The following is a 25719-nucleotide window of genomic DNA, read 5'->3' on the forward strand; positions in this document are numbered from 1 at the left end:
CTACTAATAACCTCATTAAGGTCATCAAGCGCAATGCTTTTGGCTTCCGGAACTTTGAAAACTTTAAAACTAGAATCCTCATTGCTTTGAACATCAAAAAGGAGAGAACCATGTTGGTCCTCTCCAGATTATAACTTTTCATCAACCCACTACAGTTGACAAAGAGCCAAAAAACATAAACTTCTTAGTTTTTGTCTGATTCTTCGAATGGTGAAACTTCTACAACTTCTTCAGTTTCATTGATGGTTACTACTTCTACTTGTTTCGTTGGCATGGCTAACAAAACTAAAAGAACAAGAGGTCCAACCATCGGAATAAAAATGATAAAGATTAGAGCCCAGTGGAAACCAGCATCACGTAGTCTACGAACTGTCAATGCAAGTCCAGGTAAGAAAAGTGCTATACCGAAGATCATATAGATAATAGCAATTCCACCCAAGGCCATAAGAACCGCCTCATTTCTTGGATTTGCGAGTGCCTTAAAATATACTGAGTAAAAAGGGACAAGGAGAATCATATTTCCTAGCCAAATCCACCAATACTCTGAGCGTGTTGAACGGCCTGTAAAATCTACATAACCTTTAAAGAAATTCTTATATGCGTTAATCATAAGTTACTCCCTATTTTTTTAATTCATACGAAATGAAAATGAAAGAGCAAATTAGAAAGTTCGTTATAAACCATATCTAAGTACAGTCAAACGATGCAGACCTCATTTACTTTGATTTTCAAATAGTATAAATTTAATTTACCATAAATGTTCAACAATAACAAGTTTGTTCAAAAAATTGGTGAAGGAGTAGCAGTTATCAATAAAAGGTATGATTCCACTTACCTCTAACATGAAGCTAGGAATCATACCTTTTTTCTTTTTTAATGAATGTGAGTTGTTTCGTTAGCAAAACCGATAATAGCTTGCTTCAACTCTGAACCTTGCAAGGCACGGAATTCTTCAATCTTTTGATTAATGACTTCAAGTGGCATGACATTAACCTTACCAACAAAAATCTTATCCATGACTTGATTATCAACTAATTCAGTAGATACCAACAACTCCTCATAGAGTTTCTCACCTGGACGAATCCCCACTTCTACAATCGGAATTTCATTTTCAGTACGTCCGCTGAGAAGAACCATTTTCTTGGCCAAATCATAAATCTTAACTGGTTTGCCCATATCAAGGATAAAGACTTCTCCATCTTTAGCATAAGCTCCTGCATGAATCACCAAACGGCTAGCTTCTGGAATGGTCATAAAGTAACGAGTCATACGGAAGTCTGTCACAGTCACTGGACCACCCTCTGCAATCTGACGCTCAAAGACTGGAATCACACTACCACGGCTACCAAGAACATTCCCAAAACGAACCGCACAATAGGTAGACTGACTACGTTGATTGAATCCTGTAACAATCAACTCTGCCACACGTTTGGTAGCTCCCATTACGTTTGGTGGATTAACGGCCTTATCGGTCGAAATCATAACCATCTTCGGTACCTTAGCAGCATCAACTGCCTTGGCAACATTATAAGTTCCGAGGATATTATTTTTAAAGGCTTCTTTTGGATTACGTTCCATCATTGGCACGTGCTTATGGGCAGCAGCGTGGTAAACAATGGCTGGTTGGTACTGCTCAAATACTTGAAGCAAGCGATCGTAGTCTTGGATGTCTGCAATCACAGGAACATAGTCAATTCCTTGGAAGCTACGAATCAATTCATGATAGATCAGATAAATAGAGTTTTCCCCATGCCCCAAGAGAACCACGCGCTCTGGATTAAAGCGACTAACCTGACGGCAAATCTCAGACCCGATAGAACCTCCTGCACCTGTCACTAAGATAGTTTTTCCAGTAATTTCTGAGCCTAGGCGTGACTCATCTAGTTGAATTTCTTTACGTCCCAAAAGGTCCGTAATATCGATTTTTTGGAAACCACCTACCTGAGGATGCAATCCTTGTACAACTGACTCAATCTTGGGCATCTTATAACACTTCAAGCCAAGTTGGTTACACATTTTTAGGATGCGTTCATATTCTGATGGATCGAGAGAAGGAATCGCAACGATAACTTTTTCAATCTGATGACGTTTAGAGAGTTCTGGCAACTGTTCATAAGATCCTAAGACTGGGATTCCACCTAGTTTTTGACCTTTTTTCTTTTCATCATTATCCAAAATACCCACTAACTCAAGATCACTCGTAGGATGTTGGTAGCTGTTCATAAAGAGAGCTCCACCGTCTCCTGCACCAATCAAGAAGGTACGACGATGTTCCCCTTCTCCATCACTCTTTTTACGTCTTGAATAGATCAACTGCCAAGTAATACGTGGGAGCAAGATCAAGAAGGTGCTGAGCAAGATAAAGAGAACGATGAAACGCACTGAGAAAAGTGGCAAGAAGGCATAGCAAAGGAGATAGGACAAGACACTGCTGACACTTACTCCGATGAATATCTTCATAAAGTCTGTGATTTTGCTATAGCGGCTAATACTAGCATTGAGCCCCCAGAAGCCAATCATGATTTGATAGAAAAGGAAGGTCAAGCTTGTATAGATGACATAGTCCACAGGAGTTGGATTGATCAATCCATAAAACAAGATATAAGAAACAATGATTGAGGAAATCATGCTGGCAGCATCAAAAATCCCCCAAAAGACTTGTTTTTGTTGTTTATTTAACACTTCAACCAGATCAATTACATAATCTGTCATTTTTTTATTCATGTGAATGGTATCCTCCTACACAAAATCACATTTTCTAGTAATTACTAGAGGTTTTTTTAACTGATTAGCTATTTACTTTTTCTCAATAGTTTTAAAAATATAAACTGTCGGACAAATCCTGGACATAGGGCAACGACAACTTGGATTAAGACACTTTTCAGATATTCGCCATAAGAAATCTGTCCACGCGCGTGCATTCTTTGACGTGCTTGGCGATAGAGTTTGAGATAGCGAAGGCCACCACGGCGTTCAAACATCCCCGCTCCCACGCGCACCTTACACAGAATCTGATCCACATTCCCAGTTCGAGCTCCAGCGCTAATCATATTAAGCCAGAGCAAATCGTCTTCCATATAGAGCCCATCTTCGTAGTTACCTGCCTTGAGAACCATCTCTTTTTTAAACATAACCGTCATATGATTAAAGGCACTTCTCATACGTTGGTAGGCGATAATCTCTTCGTGCTTAGTCGGCACACGACGGTAAGAAACAATTTCATCAGGTTGATCGATGAATTCTGCGATATGGCCGCCTAGTAGAGCCAAGTTTTCCTTTTCCATCAAGTCAAACTGCTGTTCAAAACGATCTTCAACAGCAATATCATCCGTATCCATACGGGCAATGATGTCATACTGGCACTGCAAAACACCATACTGTAGTGCCAGGCCTAGGCCACGGTTTTGCTCCAGTGGACAACGTTTGATTGGAATACTTGACTGTGCTGCCAATTTTTCCAACACTTGATATAGTTCAGGTGTCAGTGGACCGTCTTCAACGATAACCACTTCACTAGGTTTGAGCGTTTGATGTAAGATACTTTTTACAGCATCTTCTAAAAAGACAGGATTTTCTTTGATGTAGACTGACATCAAGACGCTAAATTTCCTATTTTCAGACACAGTTTTTCTCCAATGTATATATTTTCTTTCACTATTTTATCACAAATTTCCTGACTTTCCTATTTTTATTTGAATCCCAGAAAAAAACTAGTAAATCTCTCCTTCTTTTTACCCATGATTTCACTGAGCTAAATAGCCGATTCCCTCACACCATCTTGACATCTATGGGAAAAAGCCTTAAAATAAGCTGTTATCAAAATCAGTTTATTGAGGTGCACATGAACAAACGATCACTCTTTTTTATTCTAGGAATTATCTTAATCGGAGCGGTCTTAAGAGCTCCTTTTACGGCCTTACCAACTGTTTTGGGAGATATTGCTCAAGGTTTAGGAGTTGAGGTCAGTTCACTTGGGGTTTTGACCAGCCTTCCTCTCTTGATGTTTGCTCTTTTCTCCTCTTTTGCGACGCGTTTGGCTCAAAAGATTGGACTTGAGCATCTTTTTACCTACAGCCTCCTCGTCTTAACCATCGGTTCAGTGATTCGTATCTTCAATCTTCCCCTTCTCTATCTGGGAACCTTACTCATCGGAGCAAGTGTCGCTATTTTTAACGTACTTCTTCCTAGTATGATTCAGGCAAACTACCCACAAAAGATTAGCTTCCTGACAACGGTTTATGTTACGACTATGGGAATCGCGACAGCACTAGCTTCCTACCTCTCTGTACCCATTACTCAGGCAACATCTTGGAAGGGGCTGATTCTCTGCCTGTCCATGGTCTGCCTGCTAACCTTATTGGTCTGGTTCCCCAACCATGGCCACAATCATTTTCTAGAAGGGCATGAAGAGAAAACAGAAAAAGAGAATATCCTAAAAAGCAAGCAAGTTTGGGCTATTATTGTCTTCGGTGGACTACAGTCCTTACTCTTCTATACCAGTATGACCTGGTTACCAACCATGGCCATCAGTGCAGGGCTAGCTCATACGGACGCTGGTCTTCTGGCTTCTATCTTTTCACTGATTAGTATCCCCTTCTCGATGACCATTCCAAGTTTAACAACTCATTTGTCCAATCGTCACCGTCAAATCATGCTGACAGTCATCTCTCTGGCTGGTATGTTAGGAATTGCCATGATTTTATACCCAAGCAATAGTTTCCTTTACTGGTTAGTAGCCCATCTCTTGATTGGTACTGCTTGTAGCGCTCTTTTCCCTTACCTCATGGTTTGTTTCTCCATCAAAACCAGCTCTCCTGAAAAGACAGCCCAATTATCTGGGTTTGCCCAGACTGGTGGTTACATTCTAGCCGCCTTTGGTCCTACCTTGTTTGGCTATAGTTTTGACATGTTCCAATCTTGGGTCCCAGCTGTAATGGCTCTCCTCATCATTGATATCATCATGACAATCGCCCTCTTTATGGTGGATCGAGCGGATAAAATCCTCTAATCTTCTAGTTTTTGCTAGAAGATTTTTTATATATAAAAATTTTACACATATTGCTTGACAAGGCTTACATTTAGATGTATGATGTATGTGTAGAATAATTATATATAAAATTTTTACATACTAAAAAGGAGGTGCCCCATGTATTTTCCAACATCATCGGCCTTGATTGAATTTCTCATCTTGGCCATCCTAGAACAAGGGGATTCCTATGGTTATGAGATTAGCCAAACCATTAAACTCATTGCCAAAATAAAGGAATCCACCCTCTACCCCATCTTGAAAAAACTGGATACCAACCGCTATCTGACTACATACTCTCGCGAATACCAAGGTCGGATGCGGAAGTACTACTCCTTGACAGAAATCGGAGAGGAGCAACTCTTTGTCCTTCGAGAAGAATGGACACTCTATACTGACACTATCAACGGCATCATAGAAGGGAGCATTCGCCATGACAAGAACTGAATATTTGAATCAGCTTGAAGCCTATCTGATGAAGCTTCCTCAATCTGATCGCATTGAAGCCATGGATTACTTCAAAGAACTCTTTGATGATGCGGGTCCAGAAGGTGAGGAGGAGCTTATCGCTAGCCTGGGAAGTCCAAAAGAAGCTGCCCATGATGTCCTGACTACACTTCTTGATAAGAAAATCAACGAAGAAAATTCCAGCAAGAACGACCGCCATATTTTACGCATCGCTCTACTAGCCCTTCTTGCAGCTCCTATCGGAATTCCAGTCGGAATTGCTCTTCTCATGGCTATCATCGGGATTTTTATCGCTGCTGTCAGCGTACTTATAGCCTTCTTTGCTGTATCAGTAGCTGGACTAATCCTAGGAGGCGTTCTCCTATTTGAAAGCTTCTACGTTCTAGCTGAATCGACATCTGCTTTTATACTGATTTTTGGTGGAGGTTTACTGGCAATCGGAGCTTCGTCCCTAGTTTTGCTAGCAACTTCCTATGTAGCACGTTTCTTTGGATTACTAGTCCTTCGACTTATCCAATGGATTCTTAATAGAGGAAAGAGAGGTGAAAGACATGCGTAAATGGACAAAAGGATTTCTTATCTTTGGTATTGTTACTAGTATCATCGGTTTTTCAATGATGATCATCGGCATCCAAACAGACGGTGTCAGAAGCCTCCTTGCAATGTCACAAAAACCAGTATTTGAAAGTCGAATGGAAGAGCTCGTTTTTGACCAAGATATTGAAAATCTAAACATGTCACTGAAAGAACATTCGCTCGTCATTACGGAGTCAAACGATGATAAGATTCACCTTCAGTATCACCCGACCATCTCTGAAAAAGAAAATCTTCAACACTCTATCAAAGAGAAAAGTCTTGAAATAACTGATACCAAATCAACTACACGTCGCTCTATAGGTTCTAGTATCGAAGGTATCCTCTTTATAGCAAGCGGAATTTCTAGCCGCAATGATGAAGTTGTTCTCTCATTACCAAGAGAAAGAGAATTAAAAAATCTAACTGCCCAGGTAAACCATCGTATCCTTTCAATTGCCAATGCAAAACTCAGCAATGCCAAGATTCTGTCAAATGGATATCTCCTTCGTATCACTGATAGCGAGATCAAAAATAGCCAACTGATCACAACTGGAATTGTCAATGTATTTGAAACCAGTCTAACAGATAGCCGCATCCAAGCAGACCATGAACATATCTCTGCTGAGGATATTCAAGTACATGGTAAGGTAGAGCTAGAGTCAAAAAAAGATATGATCATCAAGCTAGCTAAAAAAGAACTTGAGAGAATTAATGTAGAACTTTCTTCTGACCATGGTTCCATCTATCATCGTAGTCGGGAAGGATATAATCCAAACGAGGAAAACATGGAAGATGAAGAGTTCTCTAATCCTTACAAATCAGAGAAAAAAGATACACAAGATTTACTTGTCGCAAAAGCTGGTCAAGACATCAATCTACCAAAAGAGGATGTTCGCTCGCCATCTTATAGACATCATGAATAAAAAGTTACTAATCAAAAAGGAGGTCTCATCATGACTCAAGAATGGTTCGAAAGTGCTGATTTCGAGAAAACAGCCAACAATGAGAAAAAAGATAACCCATCTGACCCAGTCATTCCCCAAGAAGAGTTAAAAGAAAAAGAAGAGTTGCCAGTAGTTGAGGAAAATTCCCAAGCTATTCCAAAAGATAAGGAAACTAGTGAGGAAACTGTAGAGACTGAAGAGCTCGCTGAAAAATCAGAAAAGATAGATAAGTCAGAAGAACCTGTAGAGACTGAAGAACAAGAAGAACTGGCAACAAAGACAGACCAAGCAGAAAAATCAGTTAAGGAAGCACCTCAGCCTAGAAAATCTTTGGAAAGTCCATTTATCCCAGATCCTGTCCCTACAAAAACTGCAATCTTCAAAGAAGAATTGGCTGATTTTTGGGTATGGTTACAAGGTGCTCTTAAAGAGCCGACAGCTCGTTTTGATACAGATAAAAAAAATAGTTACACCGCCTTTGCCCTCCTAACTATCTTTTCTGCTACGAGTTTCCTCTTTACTGTTTACCACGCCAAGCATACCTACTACGGTCGCATGGCAAGTATCGATGCCGACTTCGTGGAACAATTCCCATCTCTCAATCTCTTCTCGGTCTTCTCCATCCTAGTAGCGACAAGTCTCTTCTTCTTTTCAATTCTCATGGGTGGATTTGTAGTCAAACGTTTTGTCGATCAGGACAGTGATTGGACATTGGAAAGAGCCTTTCAAGAGTACAGTAGGCTCTTCGCCCTTCCTATCCTACTGATAGGCGTCGCTAGCTTCTTTGCCTTCTTTAACGGCCTACGCTTTGCAGCTCTTCTCAGCCTCATTAGTCTGGGTATGGTCCTACTTGCAAACCTCTACATCATCTCAAGACCGAGTAAGGATAGTAAAACTGATCCTTTCTACCGTCTTCTCTTCGCAGTCCTCGTCAACGGAAGCATCCTATTTCTCTTCTTCCTAGCAGAAATGGCACTGATTTCTGATTATCTCCGAATTCTAGCTTTTATGTAAGATAAAATCCTGTCACTCTGACAGGATTTTTCTATGTCAAAAAAGCAAGTCGATTGACCTGCTTTACGTTTCTTGTGCTAATGCTTTAAGGATGGGTTGTATCCCTAGACTTCAGTAGTATGATAACGTTGCTATGAAGTTCGTTATTCCAAATATTATGCAAACTAGTTATATGTCAAACTAAGATTAAAAACCACCAATCTCCATTTTTTAACTTTTAATGAAATTCATCCATATTAATAACTTTGCTTGCTCTAGCAATAACATCCTTATCATGAGTCACGACAATAACAATCTTTTCCTCGTTCACTAATTTCTCAACCTCATTTAGAAATAATTCAGTTGAGTTTCTGTCCAAATTTCCTGTAGGCTCATCAAATAGATAGATGTCCTTTTCTTGCGATAAACTCCTCATGAGTAGAATTTTTTGTTTCTGACCTTGCGAAATATTGGTGGCTTTCCCATCAATCTGATGACTCAGAGCTATATTGAGGTTCAGACTATCAAGATTATTTGATTCATAGTTTTCCTTATTAAATAGGGTGAAATTAATATTTTTTGAAACACTTCCAGGGAACACATGAAATTCAGATGAATACACGCTTAAATAATCCAAAATATTAGTCTCCTCTAAAGTTGAAAAACTTTTCATCCCATTCAGTACAATATCACCCTCTGTTGGAGAAGATAATCCCTGAATAATATTCAAAAGAGATGATTTCCCAGTTCCATTACCGCCTGTAATAACGGTTAATTCACCACTATTAAACTCAAAATTTAATTTAGTAAACACCAATCTTTCATCCCATTTTTTACATAAATTCCGACATGACAATTGTTCAATTTTAGATACTGGAATAGTAGCAAGATTACTTTCCATCCCTACTTCCTCTAGTCCAATAAACTCAAAAGAATATTGACTTTTTTTCAATGCTACCCAAGATGTAATTAATGAACTTAAAATGCTGGATAACAGTAGTAGAATCAAAATACTATTCGAATACTCATATAAACGTGCATAGTCACTAATAGCATTTACAGTAGCAATCAACAATGATCCAGTAAGAGCAATAAATATTTGAGTAGAGGCTAATAATCTATTAGTAATCTGTGAAGTATCTAATTTAGTTCCTAAGAGTTCCTCTAATCTTTTATTAAATTCTTTTATAAAATCGTTAGATTTTTGGAAACTAATAATATCTTGCAAACCATAAATTGTATTTTCTACAAGAGAGCTAAAGTTAGAACTATTAGCGATGAATTCTCGCTGATTTTTTACAACCTTGCGCATCTCAAAATTGACATATAAACCAAGAATAGCTATACATAAGCATGTAACTGAAAAAATAATGATATTCAATTTTAATAGCAATAATAGTAGCAAGAAAAACACTAAAAGCTGGACCTGTAAGTAAAATTTTTGCACAATACCTGTTGCTGATAATAACAAATTCCAAAAATAACTACTAACATACTCATAATTTTTCATTAGAGAAAAATCATTTAATTGGTCCTGATAAAAAGAGGACAGAATATCATTTAAAAAATCATTTTCAATCTTTCCTTTTAATCTCGTTTCCAAAATAGAGAACTGCCAATACAAGTATGAACCTAATATTATTGAAGCTAGGATAAATAGCTGAATACTAAACTGAATGTTAAGTAGACTAGACATTGTTATTTGTAGTAAAAAAGCAATAGCAATAGGCAAACTAATTTTAGCTAGTCCCAAAAAAAAGATAGCAAATTTTTTCCTCCAACCAAGTGAAGCTATAAATCTCTGATACAACTTGTCTGCATAGCTTACAGTAACGATATCTTTTCTATCTTCTAAATTGACACATTCTCTCTTTTTTGGAATTAATACAATTCCTACACTCTGACTAAAAAGTTCTAATTTTGAAATTTTCTTAATTTCCTCATTTGCAGGATCAGAAATAGTCAATGAACTACTGTCTCCATCTAATACAACAATATAATGAGGTAAACCAGCTCTTTCTACTACCATCAAATAAGGAAACGATACGTTATTTAACAAACTAGGAGTATCAATTTGATAAGACTCTGCATCAATACCATATCTTTTTAGCATACCTTCTATTTCAAACAAAGACAGTCCTTGGTGGTTATTATTATCAAATTGTAGACTATCTAAATGTTCTAATTTTGGGAAATAATAAGAAATGATTGTCTTTACACAAGCCATTCCACAATCCAGCAAAGTTGCTTGTTTATAGTGACTAACCATTATTTTCTCCTTTTTCAACACTTATCTTACTATAGCCATCAACTTCAATGATGCTATTCGAAGTTTGATTTGTGGTAGGAACCCTTAAAATTTCTCCTGTATTGTTTGTATGTAAAGTATAAATCCCATCAAAATCTTGAGGAACTGTAATAGATACATCGCCAACAAGAGTATCTATAAATATTTTTTCGAAAGTAGCATTTTTCCCTAAGGAAATGGTTACATATAACTTATCTTTCCCTTCTGAACTCAGAGCCAAATTAAAACCATGTTGTGAAAATGGTAGATATAGACTATCTGAACTCATTTTAACGTTTTTAGATATATTATTCGCTGATTCCTCGGAAACTTTTCCTTCTATTTGAACAGTTGTTTCATCTGAGTCACTCTTTACAACTTTAACATCAATTGCTTGCTTTGAGCCATAAAACTCTAACGTCTTAATACTTTTAGCAGAAAGAGTCCACGATTGTTTTACACTGATTGTCGTCTCTCCTCGTTTTAAGGTTAATAAAACTCCAGCTACTACAAACAATAACAACAGCCCAATTACGATTCCTATTTTTTTCATCACTAGTCCTCCTACTTAAATTCTTTTTTACTAAATACAGCTAAGGCAAGTACAATCACTACTATACTTACCAATACAGGATAGCTTACATTCGTAAGGGTAAATTGACTTACTCCAGGGGAAGCTTTCAAATTTAATGTCATGAGCAAATAGTCCTTCACACTCTCACCAGAGTTTGGAAGAACATAAACCAATAGGTTATCAAACAGTAAAATATAGATTGTATAAATCATACATGATTCATAAACCTTATCAAATATTTGAAAAATTAATAACGAGATACTGATAATAACCAAATAGTAGGGCAGCTGATGTAAAAATGTCGAAACAATCAACACCAAGTCTCCCTCCAAATAGACGAGAGCTGTTAAGCTATAAAAAATAGTCACATACAGGAAAGATAAACAAATGGTTCCCAAAGTTTTATATAAAAATAACTTCCAACGTTGTTTTTCTTTTGTGAGCAGAATATTGATTGTACGGAAACTATAATCTTCTCCCCAGAAAAATAAATTGGCAGAGATAAAAAGCAAAGGAATAAAACCACTCACATTTGAAATTAATACTCGAAATGCTGGTTCATCTTCATTCGATGACTTAAAAAATAAGGAGAATAACAAAATCAATAATCCTATCAACAAACTAGGAAGTACTCCTCTTTTTTCCCAGTAAAATTTATACATATCTGCCTTAAGAGAATTCATGACTCTCCTCCTTTCTTAAATCATCAGATAATATTACGCAAATAGTAGTCCTCAAAACGTTCCTTCTTAATATAAATATCCTGTATCACTAGATTTGAAGCAACACTATATTCCAAGATAGCCATTAATTTTTCCTTTTCTGGCATAACCAGATAGTCATCCTGCTCAAAATGAACAATGTCCTCTTCTTCTAAAAACATTTTTAGAATCTGATTATCACTCGTCGTTAGGAAAATTTTTTCAGATAGATTGTTCGCTAGCATTTGTGAACTCATCACATTTAGAATCTTTCCTTGTTTCATGATAATATACTTATCTGTTATAAACTCCAACTCTGACAGGATATGGCTCGAGATTAAAAAAGTAACTCCCAACTGATCCCTTAAATTCAAAATCATTTTTCTTAAATCTGAAATCCCTTTAGGATCTAAACCATTCACGGGTTCATCTAGGATAATGAGCTCTGGATTATCCAAAAGCGCAATCGCTATCGATAACCTCTGCTTCATTCCAAGAGAATAGTTTTTTACTTTTCGATCCCATGACGGTTCAGGCAAGTGAACTAATTTCAACATTTTTATGATGTCTGTCTTTAAACCAAATCTGGTTTTATAATATTGTAAGTGTTGGCGTCCGGTCAAGTTTGGATAAAGGGCAGGTGATTCGATAATACTGCCGATCTTATGCTGAGAAACACTCTTGATTTCTCCCTTATCAGATTGAATTAGTCCTAAGAGAATTCTCATTAATGTTGTCTTTCCAGCACCATTTTCACCGATAAGACCACATATTGCCCCTTGCTCAATATCAAAGGAAATATTATGGAGAACCTGTTCTTTTCCATATGTTTTATTGATATTTTTAAGACTTAAAATCACACGATTCATCGTTTTTCTCCGTTCATTATATTAAAAAGTCTCTGACAAGGAATGAACCCTGCCAGAGATTTTTAGCTTACATTAACTCCAGCAGAAGAATCCAATACCTGTTAGCATTCCATAAATACCGAGTGGTGAAACAGCACAAAATTGACCTGCCACAATGTATTTTTTATGTTTATTACTTAGTTTTTTCATCACTTAACCCTCCTTTTAATCCCAACAAAATATACCTACTCCATATCGAAGACCGATAATACAAAAGCGACCTGCTACGATGTGCTGTTTATTTTTGTTACTTAGTTTTTTCATCACTTAACCCTCCTTTTAATCCCAACAAAATATACCTACTCCATATCGAAGACCGATAATACAAAAGCGACCTGCTACAATGTGCTGTTTATTTTTGTTACTTAGTTTTTTCACTACTTCATCCTCCTATTTAATCCCAACAAAATATGCCTACTCCATACCGAAGACCGATAATACAAAAGCGACCTGCTACAATGTGTCTTTTGACACGTCCAGTTAGTTTTCTCATCAGAAAACCCTCCTTTTAAAAAATTTTTTTATAATAACTAAATGAGATTCTCATTTCAGTTATTTATTAACTGTTTTAAATCTTTAGATAACATTTCTTCGCTTCCTTGTTCTACATAAATTTCTTTCACTATCCCATCTTTATCCACTATAAAGATAGTTGGAATAGCTTTTACATCAAAAAACTTAAAAGCTTGTAAATCTTGATCTATATAAACTGGAAAGGTAAAACCCTGATCCATTAAAAATTGATGAGAGGTTTCAAGTGTTTCACGTTCCCCATCGACTATATCCACCATAAAGAAATCAACTTTATCTTGATATTTATCATAAAGGTGCTGAATGATTGGGAGTTCTTTTTGACAATCAGGACACCAACTAGCCCAGAATACTACAACCTTTGGTCTAAATTTGTAATCTGATAATTGAACCTGTTCTCCCTCATTGGAGGTTAACAATACATTCTTGAATGTTGTATTTTTAGTTTTTGAAATATATTGTTTTATTTCCTCTTCTTTTTTTAAGAGAAGCTCTTGTTTTGTTTCTTCTTGATGATGAGATTCTTGGTTTTTATAGTAAAATCCTGCTAAAAATAAAGATGCTATCACAAGAAGAATCATTGTCTCTACAACATGTTTTTTCGACATCATGGATTGTCCTCCACCTCTGAAATTTTAAAACTTTCGATAATAGATAATTCTTCTGGTAAGATTAAAACTCGCTCTTCGCCAGCATCTAAAATTGCTAAACGGAATGGTTCCTTGTTCAACTCTATTTGTACCAACCTTTGCTCAGTCGTGTTATTTCGAATTATCAAACTGTGGCGAGTTTGTGTAAAAGTCTCTAGTGAGATACTAAAATCTTCCATTTCCATCTCCTATCCAGAAAACCAAAAACTAAGACTTAAGAATACTGCAAATCCAAGCATTTTTCTTTCCTCCTTATCTCTTGTTCTTTATGGTTAAAGTATAACGCTTTCAAAAAGAAAAAAACATGACAAAAATGTCATGTCAGCTCTTCATTTCCTCAAAAGTTTTTAAATCTCTTTCTTTTTCTCCCAATATACGCGCTTCTAATACTGAGTCCCCAAATGCTTGAGCACAAACAATAGCTCTGTCATATAATTGGATAGCTTTTTCCTTATCCTGTTTATGAAATAAGGTACACATAGCTTCTAGCATATCAACAATTGGCTTGTTTTGAAAATCCTGCGATATAGTCATCAATGCGTTCATTGCCTTAACATAAGGCTCAAAAGTAGAGTAAGATTTTTCCATCCATTGAACAGCTAAAGAATCAAGCACAGTTCTCTTTAACATATAGGCTGTCTCTAAATCTGATGAATTTGTTTCTCTCATAAGCTTTTTAGAAAGCATCCAAAATAGTTCAGGATTATACTCAGTCGGTCTTGCTAAACATGAAACAAAGTACAGCTTTATCAAAAGCAAATCATTCACCGAATAGTTTTTCCTTATCTTTACTTGTTCAAAATATTCATCAAGCAAAGCATCGCCAAACCCTGCATCCTCACTTACAAAGACATCAAAACTAGCTTGTAAGGCACTAACTGCAATCTGCTCATCCTCAGGTAGACTGTCATAATAGTGTTCGTAAACTCTGTCAAACAACTCTTCCTTAACCTGGATTCTATCATCATCTCCATAAGTTTGGAACTTAATGAGTTTATCCTTTAATATCAAGTACTCTGAGGGTAAAATTATATGATCCATATCTACTATATGTGAAATTGGACAACCTAGTTTATAAGCTATATACTCTACCTTGGGTAAACTTGGAGAAGATTGACCTGATTCAATTCGTGCTAATTGACGTACTGTTATCTCGCTTTCATCATCACAAATAGCTTCACGAGTGAGATGTTTCATCTCTCGCAACATTCGGATTCTTTTGCCTACTTCCTTCTTAATATCCATATGCTCGATCTCCTGATAGTCTTTTGACAAACAATAGCATCTCTATTTTGTTATATTATACTGTCTTTTGCTAAGATAAGCAATGTTTAAAATCTCGTATTACGAAATATCACTAAGCTACTCTATCAATAAAATAGGATTGCATTCTAAGATATACTGTGAAAACCTAGACTATGACTTTTGCCTATTTTTTCACATTTACTAAAGCTTCAAAATCTTCCCCCAAAACAGGTCCTACCACTATTTGGTTGGCATCCAAATCCTGACAAAGTTCCTTTGGAAGAACTTCTAAGAAGGTTTGATAATCCAGTCTGGCTACTGCTTCATAGTCTTCAGGCTTAGAACCATCTCCAGAGATTTTTACCAAGTCAATCTCCCAGACAAGGTTCTTACCAGCCAACTGTTCAACATAAGGAACAGGAACAACAGGACCTTTTGGCAAAATAGTCTTAATCCCCTGAGCCAGGTGATAAATGCCATGAACCTTACCCTCACTATCTGGGTAGAATTTCGCACTTGCAGGATAAGCATCTGACCCTTGAACCTTCTTAACTAACTCTTCAAAACGTGCCAAGCCATCTTCTTCTAGGAAACTTTCTAAATCCTTCTTATCAAAGTAAATAGTTGATAGAATACCCTGACAGAAACCTAAACGAGCAGCCTTATCAGCTAGATAGTTCTTAACCGTTTCTTGGAAATAGTTTTCCAAATCAAAGTCTGCCAAGCCTTCAACTGCTTCACCAACCTTGCTAGACAAAGTCCGCAAGAGCTCTTCTACTATCTCCCAGTCAGCTCTTGTAATCAAGTCAGGAATAATTACTTGATAGCCGTTTTGAGAGTCAAGGTAGCGAACTTTAAAGAGAAACTGAGATTTTCCCACAACAGCACACTCGATATACTCAAGGCGATCAAGGGGTTGACGGAGGTAGACAGCATCATAACTATGCGACTCTAGGCCTTCTACTAAGCCTAAAATTGATTTAGCTGTAAGAATCTCCTGTTGTCCTAAAATACTTTGTTTATTTGGAATAAAAAATGTTTTCACCATAAATGGACTCCTTTGAAATCGTTTACATATAGTATACACCATTTTCCTGAAAGATGCAGAAACAAATTTAAGATTTTTTGGTCAAAAGCATAGAAAAACAGCCCTTTAGGACTGTTAATGTTTATTATATAACTTCAGAATGGTCTAGGCTCTCACCAATTGCTGCTAGACGCTCGATGACTTGATCTTGTGTCAATTCATGTTCTAAAACATAACGATTACGTGGGTGAACACGACACTCATGTGAGCATCCACGAAGGTACTTGTCTTCATTGTCTTCTGATGCCAAGATACGGCGGTTACAGAAGGGATTTCCACAGTTGACATAACGTTCACATGGTGTTCCATCAAACCAGTCTTTCCCTACGATGGTTGGGTTGACATGGTTGACATCTACGGCGATACGCTCGTCAAAGACGTACATTTTCCCATCCCAAAGTTCACCTTGGACTTCTGGGTCTTTACCGTAAGTTGCGATTCCTCCGTGCAATTGGCCGACATCTTTGTAGCCTTCACGGACCATCCAACCTGAGAATTTCTCACAGCGAACGCCACCTGTACAGTAAACTACGACACGCTTGTCCATGAATTTTTCTTTGTTATCACGAACCCATTGTGGTAACTCACGGAAGTTGCGGATGTCTGGACGGATAGCCCCACGGAAGTGACCAAGATCGTACTCGTAGTCATTCCGAGTATCAAGGACCACTGTATCTTCATCTAGGAGGGCTTCTTTAAATTCTTTTGGAGACAAGTAAGCACCTGTTGTTTCAAGTGGGTCGATGTCGTTATCAAAGTTATCATCCTCTAAACCAAGGTGGACGATTTCCTTTTTATAGCGAACAAACATCTTCTTGAAGGCTTGCTCACTTTCTTCGTCAATCTTGAACCAGAGGTCTTCCATACCTGGAAGGCTGTGAACATAGTCCATGTATTTTTGCGTTGTTTCGTAGTCTCCAGAAACGGTTCCATTGATCCCTTCGTCTGCGACTAGGATACGGCCCTTGAGCCCGATAGACTTACAGAAAGCCAAATGGTCTGCAGCAAATTGTTCCGCGTTTTCGATGGGAACATATTTATAGTAAAGTAAAACTCGAATATCTTTTGTCATAAGATTGATTCTCTTTTCTAAGATTAAATTATCAGAATTTTTCATTCAACTATAACAGTATACTCCCTCAAGAAAGCGAATGCAATTTATTTGACTGAAAATTGAAAACAAGACCCATTTTCAGATCTTGTTTTAACTAAATATTCGGTGAAGAAAAGTTAACAAAAATGGCAAGGTTGCTACAATATTATTAATCACATGGACTGCATAGCCAGGATAGATACTCTTGGTATAACGAGTTAATCCAGCACAACATACTCCAAATGTCGAAAAAACAAGAATATCTAAGAAATTTGGAAAGCTAGAAAAGTGAGGAAGAGCAAACAAAACCGAAGGAAGAATCAGGTCAAGTCCAAGCTTCGAATCTTTAAAGAAGGCGTGTTGGAACAAACCCCTATAAATCAACTCTTCCATCAGAGGACCTAGGAAAAATAAGGTCAGGTAGAGACCAAACTCAGCAAAATTTGTCCCACTATAGCCGATTAGTACAGCCCAGCCTTCAGAGGTTGACTGTACATGTCTTGCCGTTTGAAAATTAAAAGATATGTAAAGTACAGTTACGAAAACTGCCAAAACTGTATACCATAGCCATTTTTTCTTTGGAATAACAAAAAGGTAGCCATGTCCTGCCTTGGCTAAAATCCAAATCATGAGGCCAATAAAGACAAGACTGATAAGATTTTTAATCCAGAAAAAATTCCCAATCTGAGAAGAAAATTGCCAGTAGTTTTGGACCACCAGTGTTAGCTGAGAGAGTCCATATACGAAAAATAAGTAAGATAAGATTGCACTGATTTTAAAGAGTAGATGGTATTTTTTCATATGTCTGTGTCCAACGTTATATGTAAGAGTAAATATCTGATTTTAAATACAGATAATTATATGCAAATACTGTAAAAAGAATCACCACCTTATCTAGAAGACTCTAGACAAGGCAGTGATTGCAATTTTTAGGAATGAATACACGAAATCAATTATTCTTATGATTTTTTGTTTTTCAAGAATTCGTCGTATTGTTTTTGCATTTCATCCAATACTTTTTGGTAAGCACCTTCAGATTTAAGTTTTTCCATCAATTCTGGAATAGCTTTTTCTGGGTCTACAGTACCAGTGTTGATAGCTGTATCGAATTGTTGCATAGTGTTAGTGATAGCTGAGATTTCAGATTTCACGTTGTCAGTGTTAAAGATAAATCCAAGCGCTGGAGATTCTTTTGCAGTTTCCAAGTCTTTCTTAGATTGTGCGATTTGCTCATCTGTAACGTTTTCGTTAATGTAAAGGATCCAGTTGTTACCAGTGTTCCATCCTGACATGTGAGTGTTTCCTTTGTATCCATCAAGGACTTTAACACGGTTTTCTTTACCTGCTACTTTTTCCCAGTTCTTGCCTTCTGGTCCATAAACAAGTCCGTTCAAGAGTTCTGGGTTAGTGTTCAAGAGGTTCAACACTTCCATTGCTTTTTCTTTGTTCTTAGAGTTGTTTGAGATTACAAAGTTTGCAACTTGAGTTGTTTGGTTTTTCTTGATGAAGTTAGTAAATGGTTTGATTTGGATGTCTCTGTTAGCAACACGAGAAAGCAAGCTGCTACCGTAGTCAGCTGGTCCTACTGTCTCTTCGCGAACAAACCAAGTATCTTGAGTAAGGTCATATGAAGTATCGCTAGTTGCCACGTCTTTTGGAATGTATCCTGCTTCATAGAATTTGTGAAGAGTCTTCAAGTGTTCTACGAAACGAGGAACTTCGTAACGGTTAACGATCTTAGTAGTATCGCCTGCAAGGTCGATGACAAATGGAAGTCCGTTTGCAACTGGGTAGTCAAAGTTTTCTGATGGGATAAAGTTTTTACCAACAGCGAATGGCATTACATCTGGAGCTTTTTCTTTGATTTGTTTCAATACTGGTTCAAGTGTTTCGTATGAAGTTACACCTGAGATATCGATTCCATATTTTTCAAGAAGTGGGCCGTTGAAGGCGAAGTTTTGTGAAGATGCAACGTTAGCCGCAACTGGAACTGAATAGATTTTACCGTTTACAGTGTTACCTTTGATGTAAGCTGGGTCAAGAGCTTTGTAAAGGTCAGCTCCTTCTTTCTTGTACAATTCTGTCAAGTCAGCATAAGCACCTTTTTGAGCGTTTACGACGTAGTTATCTGCAAATGCGATATCATAGTTTTCACCTGATGAAGTGATAACTGACATTTTCTTACCGTAGTCACCCCAACCAAGGTATTGGATATCCAATTTAGCGCCAACTTTTTCTCCGATGATTTTGTTTGCATTTTCTAGCAATTCATCCAAGTTATCTGGTTTGTCACCGATTTGGTACATTTTGATAACAGTCTTGTCACCTGAAGCTGAATCAGCAGCTTTTTGGTTATTTCCTTTAAGGTTTCCACAAGCAGCAAGGCTAGCAGCTAAAGCGACAAGGCTAGCAGATGCAAAAGCATATTTTTTCCAGTTTTTCATTATAAAAACTCCTTTTTTTATTTTTAAAGTTATTAACAAGTTGAAATTGTTGATTTTCCTTAACTAGAAAAATCAGGACTAGAGGAGAAACAAGGTTTCTCAGATTTCCTCATTCTTTAACACCACCGATGGTCAAACCTTTTACAAAGTAGCGTTGGAAGAATGGATAGAGAATCGCAATAGGTAGGGTTGCAACTACAACCATGGCCATACGACCTGTTTCCTTTGGTAGGGCAACTGCAAGTTGTCCTGACATACCAACTGACTTGGCAATGTAATCCATGTTGTTTTGAATTTGCATGAGCAAATATTGCAATGGATACAAGTTGTCACTCTTGATGTAAAGAAGGGCGTTAAACCAGTCATTCCAGAATCCAAGTGCTGTCAATAGTGTGATCGTTGCGATACCTGGTAGTGAGAGCGGCAAGCAGATTTGGAAGAAGATACGAGCTTCACTAGCTCCATCGATACGAGCTGATTCGAGGATTGCTTCTGGAATGGTCTTCTTGAAGAAGGAACGCATCAACATGATGTTGAATGGTGATAGAAGCATCGGAACGATCAAGGCCCAAATGGTATCACCAAGGTGAAGCAATTGTGTCACCACGATATAGCCTGGTACCAAACCAGCGTTGAACAACATACTAAGGAGAGCGAAGATTGTAAAGAATTTACGATACTTAAATGTTGAACGTGAGATGGCGTAGGCGTAAGTTGTCGTGATAAAGACGTTTGTCAATGTCCCAACTACTGTTACAAATACTGAAACAAAGAGCGCTTGTAAAATCTTATCTTTGAACTGAGTCAAAAACTCAAAACCATCTAATCCAAATTGTGATGGGAAGAAGCTATATCCATGTTGAATGATACTCTTCTCATTTGTAATTGAGATAATGATAACAAAGATGAAAGGCAAGATACAAGAGAAGGCTAGCAAACCAGATATGATACTAAAGAAGATATCTGCTTTCTTGCTGAAGGAGTGTATGCCAACATTATCAATTTTTGCTTTTTGAACTTTTTTTGCCATATGCTCCTCCTTTCTAGAATAGGGCAGAGTTAGGATCTACACGTCGTGCTAGTAAGTTTGATAGGATAACCAAAATCAAACCAACGACTGACTGGTAGAGACCTGCTGCTGAAGCCATACCGATATCTGCTGTCTGAGTCAAACCGTTAAAGACATAGACGTCCAATACGTTTGTTACGCTATAGAGCTGACCAGCGTTGTGAGGGATTTGATAGAAGAGACCGAAGTCTGCTCGGAAGATGTTTCCGACTGCAAGGATGGTCAATACTGTCACAAGTGGTGTTAACTGAGGGATGGTTACATTGCGGATACGTTGCCATTTGCTAGCACCATCCACTGTTGCTGCTTCGTAGTAGGTTGGATCGATACCCATGATTGTTGCATAGTACATAACACTGCTATATCCAAAGCCTTTCCAAATACCTAGGAAGAGGAGAAGATAAGGCCAGATACTGATGTCAGCGTAGAAGTTAATCCCCTTCATGCCAAGAGCTTCCAAGGCGTGGTTGATAACCCCTTTATCGATGTTTAGGAAAGCATCTGTAAAGAAACTGATGATAACCCAAGATAAGAAGTAAGGGAATAACATAGATGTTTGGTAGATTTTAACCATTTGCTTAGAGCGAAGTTCACTAAGGATTATGGCGATACCAACTGACACAACCAAACCGATAAAAATAAATCCAAGGTTGTAAAGCACAGTGTTTCGAGTGATGACAAAGGCATCTTTCGAACTAAACAAGAATTTAAAGTTATCTAGTCCAACCCATTTACTATTTATAATACTGTGGATGAATCCTTCACCAGTCATATGGTAGTCTTTGAAGGCAACCACATTTCCAAATACTGGGATGTAGAAGAATAGAATCAACCAAAGTGTCCCTGGTAAAACCATTAAGAGAAAAATCCAGTTATCTCTCAAGGTTTTTGAAAACTTGTTCATAATTTCCTCCCTTTTTATTTTTCTAAAACTTAATAATCTCACAATTTTTAGTTTTGATAACGTTTACAAAAATAGTATACTCTTATTTTTAGGATAGTTTAAACTACTAATTATAGAAAAAACTCCACAAATTATTTTATGTGGAGAATTTTTTATATAAGAAGGATGTTTCACGAGAAACGTCTTGCTTGCAAGAGGTGTTGCCCATATTTATTACTTGAAAACTTGTTCTAAAATCGGTTGGTGAAATTCAACAAAATGAACCTGAGCATCTATAATAGCACCTGCTTCACTTTTATCAATCTCCGGTTGCCCCTCAGTATGTAAAATAGTAGGGCGACCATCCATGTAGCCAAAAAGAATCACTTCTGTCCCCGCTTCATTCACATAACAGGCCAAGATTTCAAAGCGTTTTTCTCCAACACCAGCAGTATAACCATGCCATTTAAAAGTATATTTGACTCCATCGACTTGTCCAAATTGCATCATCTGATCCGGAACTGCAAGCCCATAATAACGACCGTATGTTGCTAGGCTAGTCGACTTAAATCTTTCACCTCTACTATCCGAGTAGGATTCCATGGCTATTTTTATATTGTCTGTTAGAGAACTATTGTCTATATCGGGCTCATTCTCTGTAGTGACACTCGTTTTTAATAGAAACTCCTTAAAGCCTTGTGCTAAATCTGTGTTTTCAGTCTCTTCAAAGTTTGCAGTATTGATAGTTTCTAGCGTCTTATCGGTATGCAAGACCTGTGCTTGCCCATCTTTCAGTGTAAATAAGTAGAAATGTTTGTCCTGATTGTCATAGTAGGCATCCAAAACCAAGTAATCATAGGCGTTGTCACTGGACACCCCGAAAATATTCCATCTGACTTTTTTCTGAGAAACAGTTGTTGTTTCTAATTTTTCAATGAGTTCATTTTTTTCATCAAAATTTCTATGCTCTAGTCTATGATAGGACTGCCCCATAGAAGAAGCCCAGCTTGCAAACTCTTCCTGCCATTTTTCGGTATTGTACTGGACTAGCTTCTGAAAATCCGAGTAGTTCTTCATAATCAAGGCTTGGTCAGTCGGATTAGATAGTTGAAGTTCTTCCATGGCTACAAGAGTAGCAGCCATAGGTGATTGAACAGTTGCGTCCTTGACTTCTTTTTCGTGCGAAAGAGCCTTCTGATAGGAATCTGCTAGGTAGTGAAAATAGTTGGTTACTTCCTTGGTTTGTTGGTTTTTTGGTGTTAACGAACTAGTTGCGCTATCTTCTGTCGTCTTTTGACAAGCAGATAAAACTAGCATACTCGCACCTAGGACTAGTAGTAGCTTTTTCATGGTTAGACCTCCAAACTATCCTTATACTTTCATTATACTCCTTCCCTATCCCCAAATCAAAAAACATCTCCATTTATTTAAAAGGAGATGTTTGGCTATCTGTGATAAATTTCTAGGTCGTATAAATGGTCGAAGCTGTCGCAATGGTATGCCATTGGTTGGCTGTTGTTGCTGCGAAGTCCTTGTCTCCGTAGAAATCATTAAATGGCAAGATGTCTACTTCTAGTTCTTCGATGCGGTCAATTTGACCAGCAAGATAAGCCTCAATACGACTTTCTGCTCGCTTGATCCGCTGCAAGAGTCCTCCCATACGGATGTCTACGGTATCCAAGCCAAAGACCTTGTTTTCTTTCAACCATTGGTGGCTAAAGAGAGCATGGAAGTGTTCAATCTGGCTTCTTAATTTTGGTAATTCTTCTCTAGCGATTTGTTGCAAGCTCTCTTTATCACCTGTTTGATAGGCTTGACGAATGCGTCGGCCTACATCCACTTTACTACTTAAAATAGCATTCAACTGTGCCTGAGTTTCAAAGAGATAAGCGTAGATGCCTGCTTTTTCTTTGATAGCAGTAAGAGTCTCAGCTGCTTGGGCAAAGTGTGGTTTGTCCTGCTCAGGAGTCATGTGCTTGTCAAGAATTGGGCAGAGAACATCCTGATAAAAGACATAGCGGTTGGGGTTGATACCATGTATATTACCTGGTAGGTCTGGCAATAGGTTGGCAAGATCAAGTTGCATAAAGTCCTCAACCGATAGGCCTGTATTGGTCTTGAAATGAGCTAACAGACGTTCTAAATCATTGCGGTAGCTGAGTTCTGCCCAGATTTGTAAGCTCGGTAGGATCGAGAACTGGGCTGTTTCACCACCATTATCTCCCCAACCAGTCACGATGACTTCTTTGATCTGATTGGCACGGCAAGCTTTGTTAGCTTCGACAGCAATGAGACGACTGAAATGATTGTGTGGTGTGAAGCCAATCCACTTCCAAGCACCACCTGCAAAGGCGATATCCTGGCTAATTTTGTGGTGGTTATTGAAGTTACGATTGTATTTTTCTTCGCTATCCTGATAATAATCCCAGTAAACCAAGGTCACACGGTCTTTGAGACGGTCTAGGTAAACACGAGTCTCTTCTGGAATTTCCACATCACGGTCATACTGTCCGTCTGCTGACATGAGCTTGAAGAACATATCGCTCCACATCTGGCAGTGGAAACCGTATTTGTCTGCAATATCCAGCACGCGCTCCAAGTGTTGGCACATGAGGAGACTACGATCCACAATACCGTTTAGGATAAGGTAACGTCCCAAACCAACCAGGTGGGCTTCATCCATTCCGATATTGACCTTGCGAGTTTGTAGTTTAGACAACGTCGCAAACATACCGTCAATCAGATCGTAGACTTTTTCTTCGCCGATGAGGAGAATGTCCTCTACATCGCGGAGTTCTTGCACTTCTTTGACGCCCCATTTGACAAAGGCTGACAAGTGGGCCAAGGTCTGGATGCATGGGACAAAGGTCATGTCAAACTGCTGGGCGTATGCTTCAATTTCCTGTAACTCTTCAGCTGAATAAGCCCCGCGGAAATAACCAAAATAAGGTTGCCCTTCAATCTGATAGGTGTCTTCCATGTAGAGCTCAAAGGTTGAATAACCCATGAGAGCCAAGACTTCAATCATCTGCTTAGCAGATGCAACATTTAGAACCGCATTTCGCGAACAGTCAGCCATGTAGGCTAAATCTTCATAAGCCGCTTGCTCCTCAATCTCCACCTTATCACCTTCTGCTAATGCTGTTGCGAGAACAGACAAGGCGCGATAGAGTTGGTGAGGTTTGCGATAAGTCAATTGATATTCTCCGCCCTCACCCTTAATAGAGATAGAAGCTTGGTCAGACTGGGTGACTGCCACTTCTACATCTGGTAGAGAAATGTGCTTTTGAAGTAAGTCTATAGCTTGCTGTTGTTTACTGCTAATTCCGGTAAAATTTACCATTGGTTTTCCTCCTGTAACCAGTTGACAAGGGCACCGTAGAGATTGGCATCTGCCTGATAGGTGCAAGCTTGAATCACTGGAGCAATTGTATATTCTTCATAATTTTCGACAAAAGCATCTACCGCTTTTTGCACCCCTTTGATAAAATCTGGGTTCTGACTGATAGAGCCACCTAGGCTAATGACATCTGGGTCGATTAGATACTGGATATTGAGTAATCCTTGAGCTAGATTACGATTCATACGCTCAATGGCTTCTTGGCAAAGGGCATTGCCTGCTGCAGCCTCTTGATAAACCTTTCGGCCATCCCAGTCTGACTGACCTGATTTTTCAATCACATAACGAACCATGTTTCCTGTAGAAGCTAGTTGTGACCAGTTATTGAGTTTTTCTGCTGGTTCGATAATTGTCATGTAACCAAACTCTCCACCCAAGCCATGGCGACCACGGTGAATTTTGCCATTGATAATCATGGCTCCACCGATCCCTGTGCCAATGACAACACAGGCTGCATTTTCAATCTCAGGATGAGCTAGCAGTTCACTAAGTCCAACACAGTTGGCATCATTTTCTAGATGGACAGGTAGCTGGTGAGGAGCAAGGGCCTCATACCATGAAAAACCATGGATATAAGGAATGGCACTAATTCCCTCAATCACTCCTGTTTCTTGATTGACCGCTCCTGGAACACTCATAGCAATCCCACGATAGTCCTGTTCTGACAAGCGTTGGTCCAACCAAGCTAGCAACTCTTCCAGAGTCTCTGGAGTTGGGGTGCTAGTCTTATCTAAAATCTTTCCATCAGGAGTTAGACTAGCAAACTTAATGCCAGTCCCTCCGATATCAATCGTTGCAATGGTCATTGCTTTCACCTGCAAAAGGAGCGAATCAGCAGTT

General features: G+C 38.2%; 25 protein-coding genes. 6 read left to right on the top strand and 19 right to left on the bottom strand.

What is annotated here, in order from left to right; translation table 11 throughout:
• Positions 1-134, top strand: a 134-nt coding sequence (locus tag QM877_RS08980) for a transposase (protein WP_414317776.1), incomplete at its 5' end; no start/stop codon positions are given.
• 50 nt (positions 135-184) lie between these two features.
• Here QM877_RS08980 and QM877_RS08985 read toward each other — a convergent pair.
• From QM877_RS08985 to QM877_RS08995, 3 genes are all read right to left on the bottom strand, one after another.
• On the bottom strand, positions 185-610 hold the full coding sequence (locus tag QM877_RS08985) for a DUF805 domain-containing protein (RefSeq protein ID WP_414318192.1): 426 nt from the start codon (positions 608-610) through the stop codon (positions 185-187).
• A gap of 263 nt (positions 611-873) precedes the next feature.
• Positions 874-2724, bottom strand: coding sequence for a polysaccharide biosynthesis protein (locus QM877_RS08990; RefSeq protein ID WP_414318193.1), 1851 nt, complete (start codon positions 2722-2724; stop codon positions 874-876).
• A 68-nt stretch (positions 2725-2792) separates the two neighbouring features.
• Entirely contained in the window at positions 2793-3593 is an 801-nt protein-coding gene (locus QM877_RS08995) for a glycosyltransferase (protein ID WP_414318194.1), read from the bottom strand.
• Positions 3594-3841: 248 nt separating this feature from the next.
• Here QM877_RS08995 and QM877_RS09000 point away from each other — a divergent pair, with 248 nt between their 5' ends.
• The 5 genes from QM877_RS09000 (at position 3842) to QM877_RS09020 (ending at position 8028) form a co-directional block, all read left to right on the top strand.
• Positions 3842-5008, top strand: a complete 1167-nt coding sequence (locus QM877_RS09000; protein ID WP_414318195.1) for a CynX/NimT family MFS transporter — start codon at positions 3842-3844, stop codon at positions 5006-5008.
• A 138-nt stretch (positions 5009-5146) separates the two neighbouring features.
• Positions 5147-5473, top strand: a complete 327-nt coding sequence (locus tag QM877_RS09005) for a PadR family transcriptional regulator (RefSeq protein ID WP_000273853.1) — start codon at positions 5147-5149, stop codon at positions 5471-5473.
• Positions 5460-6053: a DUF1700 domain-containing protein gene (locus QM877_RS09010; protein WP_269797844.1), complete on the top strand. Its 594-nt coding sequence runs from the start codon at positions 5460-5462 to the stop codon at positions 6051-6053. Before QM877_RS09005 ends, QM877_RS09010 begins: the two co-directional genes overlap by 14 nt.
• Complete coding sequence (locus tag QM877_RS09015) at positions 6046-6993, top strand: DUF4097 family beta strand repeat-containing protein (protein ID WP_414318196.1); 948 nt, start codon at positions 6046-6048, stop codon at positions 6991-6993. Before QM877_RS09010 ends, QM877_RS09015 begins: the two co-directional genes overlap by 8 nt.
• Before the next feature lie 30 nt (positions 6994-7023).
• Positions 7024-8028, top strand: coding sequence for a DUF6574 domain-containing protein (locus tag QM877_RS09020; protein ID WP_414318197.1), 1005 nt, complete (start codon positions 7024-7026; stop codon positions 8026-8028).
• Positions 8029-8245: 217 nt separating this feature from the next.
• On the opposite strand, the gene QM877_RS09025 is transcribed toward QM877_RS09020, so the two are convergent.
• The 16 genes from QM877_RS09025 to QM877_RS09100 all read right to left on the bottom strand — a co-directional run bounded on the left by QM877_RS09025 (position 8246) and on the right by QM877_RS09100 (position 25685).
• Positions 8246-10276 carry an ATP-binding cassette domain-containing protein gene (locus QM877_RS09025; RefSeq protein ID WP_414318198.1) on the bottom strand — a complete coding sequence of 677 codons (2031 nt, stop codon included), beginning with the start codon at positions 10274-10276 and terminating at the stop codon, positions 8246-8248.
• On the bottom strand, positions 10269-10847 hold the full coding sequence (locus QM877_RS09030; RefSeq protein ID WP_414318199.1) for a hypothetical protein: 579 nt from the start codon (positions 10845-10847) through the stop codon (positions 10269-10271). The genes QM877_RS09025 and QM877_RS09030 overlap by 8 nt, the downstream gene beginning before the upstream one ends.
• An 11-nt stretch (positions 10848-10858) precedes the next feature.
• Positions 10859-11551, bottom strand: coding sequence for an ABC transporter permease (locus QM877_RS09035; protein ID WP_414318200.1), 693 nt, complete (start codon positions 11549-11551; stop codon positions 10859-10861).
• A 23-nt stretch (positions 11552-11574) separates the two neighbouring features.
• Complete coding sequence (locus QM877_RS09040; protein WP_414318201.1) at positions 11575-12438, bottom strand: ATP-binding cassette domain-containing protein; 864 nt, start codon at positions 12436-12438, stop codon at positions 11575-11577.
• Between the two features lie 587 nt (positions 12439-13025).
• A complete protein-coding gene (locus QM877_RS09045) occupies positions 13026-13619 on the bottom strand; it encodes a TlpA family protein disulfide reductase (RefSeq protein ID WP_414318202.1) in 594 nt (197 codons plus the stop codon).
• On the bottom strand, positions 13616-13837 hold the full coding sequence (locus QM877_RS09050) for a hypothetical protein (RefSeq protein WP_414318203.1): 222 nt from the start codon (positions 13835-13837) through the stop codon (positions 13616-13618). The genes QM877_RS09045 and QM877_RS09050 overlap by 4 nt, the downstream gene beginning before the upstream one ends.
• A 142-nt stretch (positions 13838-13979) precedes the next feature.
• Entirely contained in the window at positions 13980-14903 is a 924-nt protein-coding gene (locus tag QM877_RS09055) for an XRE family transcriptional regulator (protein ID WP_414318204.1), read from the bottom strand.
• A 184-nt stretch (positions 14904-15087) separates the two neighbouring features.
• Complete coding sequence (locus QM877_RS09060) at positions 15088-15951, bottom strand: DUF4299 family protein (RefSeq protein ID WP_414318205.1); 864 nt, start codon at positions 15949-15951, stop codon at positions 15088-15090.
• 124 nt (positions 15952-16075) lie between these two features.
• Positions 16076-17062 carry a rhodanese-related sulfurtransferase gene (locus tag QM877_RS09065; RefSeq protein WP_414318206.1) on the bottom strand — a complete coding sequence of 329 codons (987 nt, stop codon included), beginning with the start codon at positions 17060-17062 and terminating at the stop codon, positions 16076-16078.
• 132 nt (positions 17063-17194) lie between these two features.
• A complete protein-coding gene (locus QM877_RS09070) occupies positions 17195-17884 on the bottom strand; it encodes a lysostaphin resistance A-like protein (protein WP_414318207.1) in 690 nt (229 codons plus the stop codon).
• Between the two features lie 158 nt (positions 17885-18042).
• On the bottom strand, positions 18043-19527 hold the full coding sequence (locus QM877_RS09075) for an ABC transporter substrate-binding protein (protein WP_414318208.1): 1485 nt from the start codon (positions 19525-19527) through the stop codon (positions 18043-18045).
• A gap of 109 nt (positions 19528-19636) precedes the next feature.
• Positions 19637-20557, bottom strand: coding sequence for a carbohydrate ABC transporter permease (locus QM877_RS09080; protein WP_414271082.1), 921 nt, complete (start codon positions 20555-20557; stop codon positions 19637-19639).
• Between the two features lie 13 nt (positions 20558-20570).
• Positions 20571-21500 (bottom strand): ABC transporter permease, encoded by a 930-nt coding sequence (locus QM877_RS09085; RefSeq protein ID WP_414318209.1) that lies wholly within the window; start codon positions 21498-21500, stop codon positions 20571-20573.
• 213 nt (positions 21501-21713) lie between these two features.
• Entirely contained in the window at positions 21714-22829 is a 1116-nt protein-coding gene (locus QM877_RS09090) for a DUF4767 domain-containing protein (protein WP_414318210.1), read from the bottom strand.
• A gap of 112 nt (positions 22830-22941) precedes the next feature.
• Positions 22942-24822 (bottom strand): beta-N-acetylhexosaminidase, encoded by a 1881-nt coding sequence (locus tag QM877_RS09095; RefSeq protein ID WP_414318211.1) that lies wholly within the window; start codon positions 24820-24822, stop codon positions 22942-22944.
• The gene (locus QM877_RS09100; protein ID WP_414318212.1) at positions 24816-25685 is read right to left on the bottom strand and encodes an ROK family protein; all 870 of its coding nucleotides are present in this window, start codon (positions 25683-25685) and stop codon (positions 24816-24818) included. The genes QM877_RS09095 and QM877_RS09100 overlap by 7 nt, the downstream gene beginning before the upstream one ends.
• Positions 25686-25719: the final 34 nt, after the last annotated feature.

Origin of the sequence: Streptococcus infantis (assembly GCF_047463655.1) — a bacterium.
In the GTDB taxonomy this organism is placed as follows: Bacteria; Bacillota; Bacilli; order Lactobacillales; family Streptococcaceae; genus Streptococcus; species Streptococcus infantis_Z.

Bases quoted from the DNA above. Each gene is read 5' to 3' on its own strand.
- QM877_RS08985 (WP_414318192.1), bottom strand. From the start codon at position 610: ATGATTAACGCATATAAGAATTTCTTTAAAGGTTATGTAGATTTTACA.
- QM877_RS08990 (WP_414318193.1), bottom strand. From the start codon at position 2,724: ATGAATAAAAAAATGACAGATTATGTAATTGATCTGGTTGAAGTGTTA.
- QM877_RS08995 (WP_414318194.1), bottom strand. From the start codon at position 3,593: ATGTCAGTCTACATCAAAGAAAATCCTGTCTTTTTAGAAGATGCTGTA.
- QM877_RS09000 (WP_414318195.1), top strand. From the start codon at position 3,842: ATGAACAAACGATCACTCTTTTTTATTCTAGGAATTATCTTAATCGGA.
- QM877_RS09005 (WP_000273853.1), top strand. From the start codon at position 5,147: ATGTATTTTCCAACATCATCGGCCTTGATTGAATTTCTCATCTTGGCC.
- QM877_RS09010 (WP_269797844.1), top strand. From the start codon at position 5,460: ATGACAAGAACTGAATATTTGAATCAGCTTGAAGCCTATCTGATGAAG.
- QM877_RS09015 (WP_414318196.1), top strand. From the start codon at position 6,046: ATGCGTAAATGGACAAAAGGATTTCTTATCTTTGGTATTGTTACTAGT.
- QM877_RS09020 (WP_414318197.1), top strand. From the start codon at position 7,024: ATGACTCAAGAATGGTTCGAAAGTGCTGATTTCGAGAAAACAGCCAAC.
- QM877_RS09025 (WP_414318198.1), bottom strand. From the start codon at position 10,276: ATGGTTAGTCACTATAAACAAGCAACTTTGCTGGATTGTGGAATGGCT.
- QM877_RS09030 (WP_414318199.1), bottom strand. From the start codon at position 10,847: ATGAAAAAAATAGGAATCGTAATTGGGCTGTTGTTATTGTTTGTAGTA.
- QM877_RS09035 (WP_414318200.1), bottom strand. From the start codon at position 11,551: ATGAATTCTCTTAAGGCAGATATGTATAAATTTTACTGGGAAAAAAGA.
- QM877_RS09040 (WP_414318201.1), bottom strand. From the start codon at position 12,438: ATGAATCGTGTGATTTTAAGTCTTAAAAATATCAATAAAACATATGGA.
- QM877_RS09045 (WP_414318202.1), bottom strand. From the start codon at position 13,619: ATGATGTCGAAAAAACATGTTGTAGAGACAATGATTCTTCTTGTGATA.
- QM877_RS09050 (WP_414318203.1), bottom strand. From the start codon at position 13,837: ATGGAAGATTTTAGTATCTCACTAGAGACTTTTACACAAACTCGCCAC.
- QM877_RS09055 (WP_414318204.1), bottom strand. From the start codon at position 14,903: ATGGATATTAAGAAGGAAGTAGGCAAAAGAATCCGAATGTTGCGAGAG.
- QM877_RS09060 (WP_414318205.1), bottom strand. From the start codon at position 15,951: ATGGTGAAAACATTTTTTATTCCAAATAAACAAAGTATTTTAGGACAA.
- QM877_RS09065 (WP_414318206.1), bottom strand. From the start codon at position 17,062: ATGACAAAAGATATTCGAGTTTTACTTTACTATAAATATGTTCCCATC.
- QM877_RS09070 (WP_414318207.1), bottom strand. From the start codon at position 17,884: ATGAAAAAATACCATCTACTCTTTAAAATCAGTGCAATCTTATCTTAC.
- QM877_RS09075 (WP_414318208.1), bottom strand. From the start codon at position 19,527: ATGAAAAACTGGAAAAAATATGCTTTTGCATCTGCTAGCCTTGTCGCT.
- QM877_RS09080 (WP_414271082.1), bottom strand. From the start codon at position 20,557: ATGGCAAAAAAAGTTCAAAAAGCAAAAATTGATAATGTTGGCATACAC.
- QM877_RS09085 (WP_414318209.1), bottom strand. From the start codon at position 21,500: ATGAACAAGTTTTCAAAAACCTTGAGAGATAACTGGATTTTTCTCTTA.
- QM877_RS09090 (WP_414318210.1), bottom strand. From the start codon at position 22,829: ATGAAAAAGCTACTACTAGTCCTAGGTGCGAGTATGCTAGTTTTATCT.
- QM877_RS09095 (WP_414318211.1), bottom strand. From the start codon at position 24,822: ATGGTAAATTTTACCGGAATTAGCAGTAAACAACAGCAAGCTATAGAC.
- QM877_RS09100 (WP_414318212.1), bottom strand. From the start codon at position 25,685: ATGACCATTGCAACGATTGATATCGGAGGGACTGGCATTAAGTTTGCT.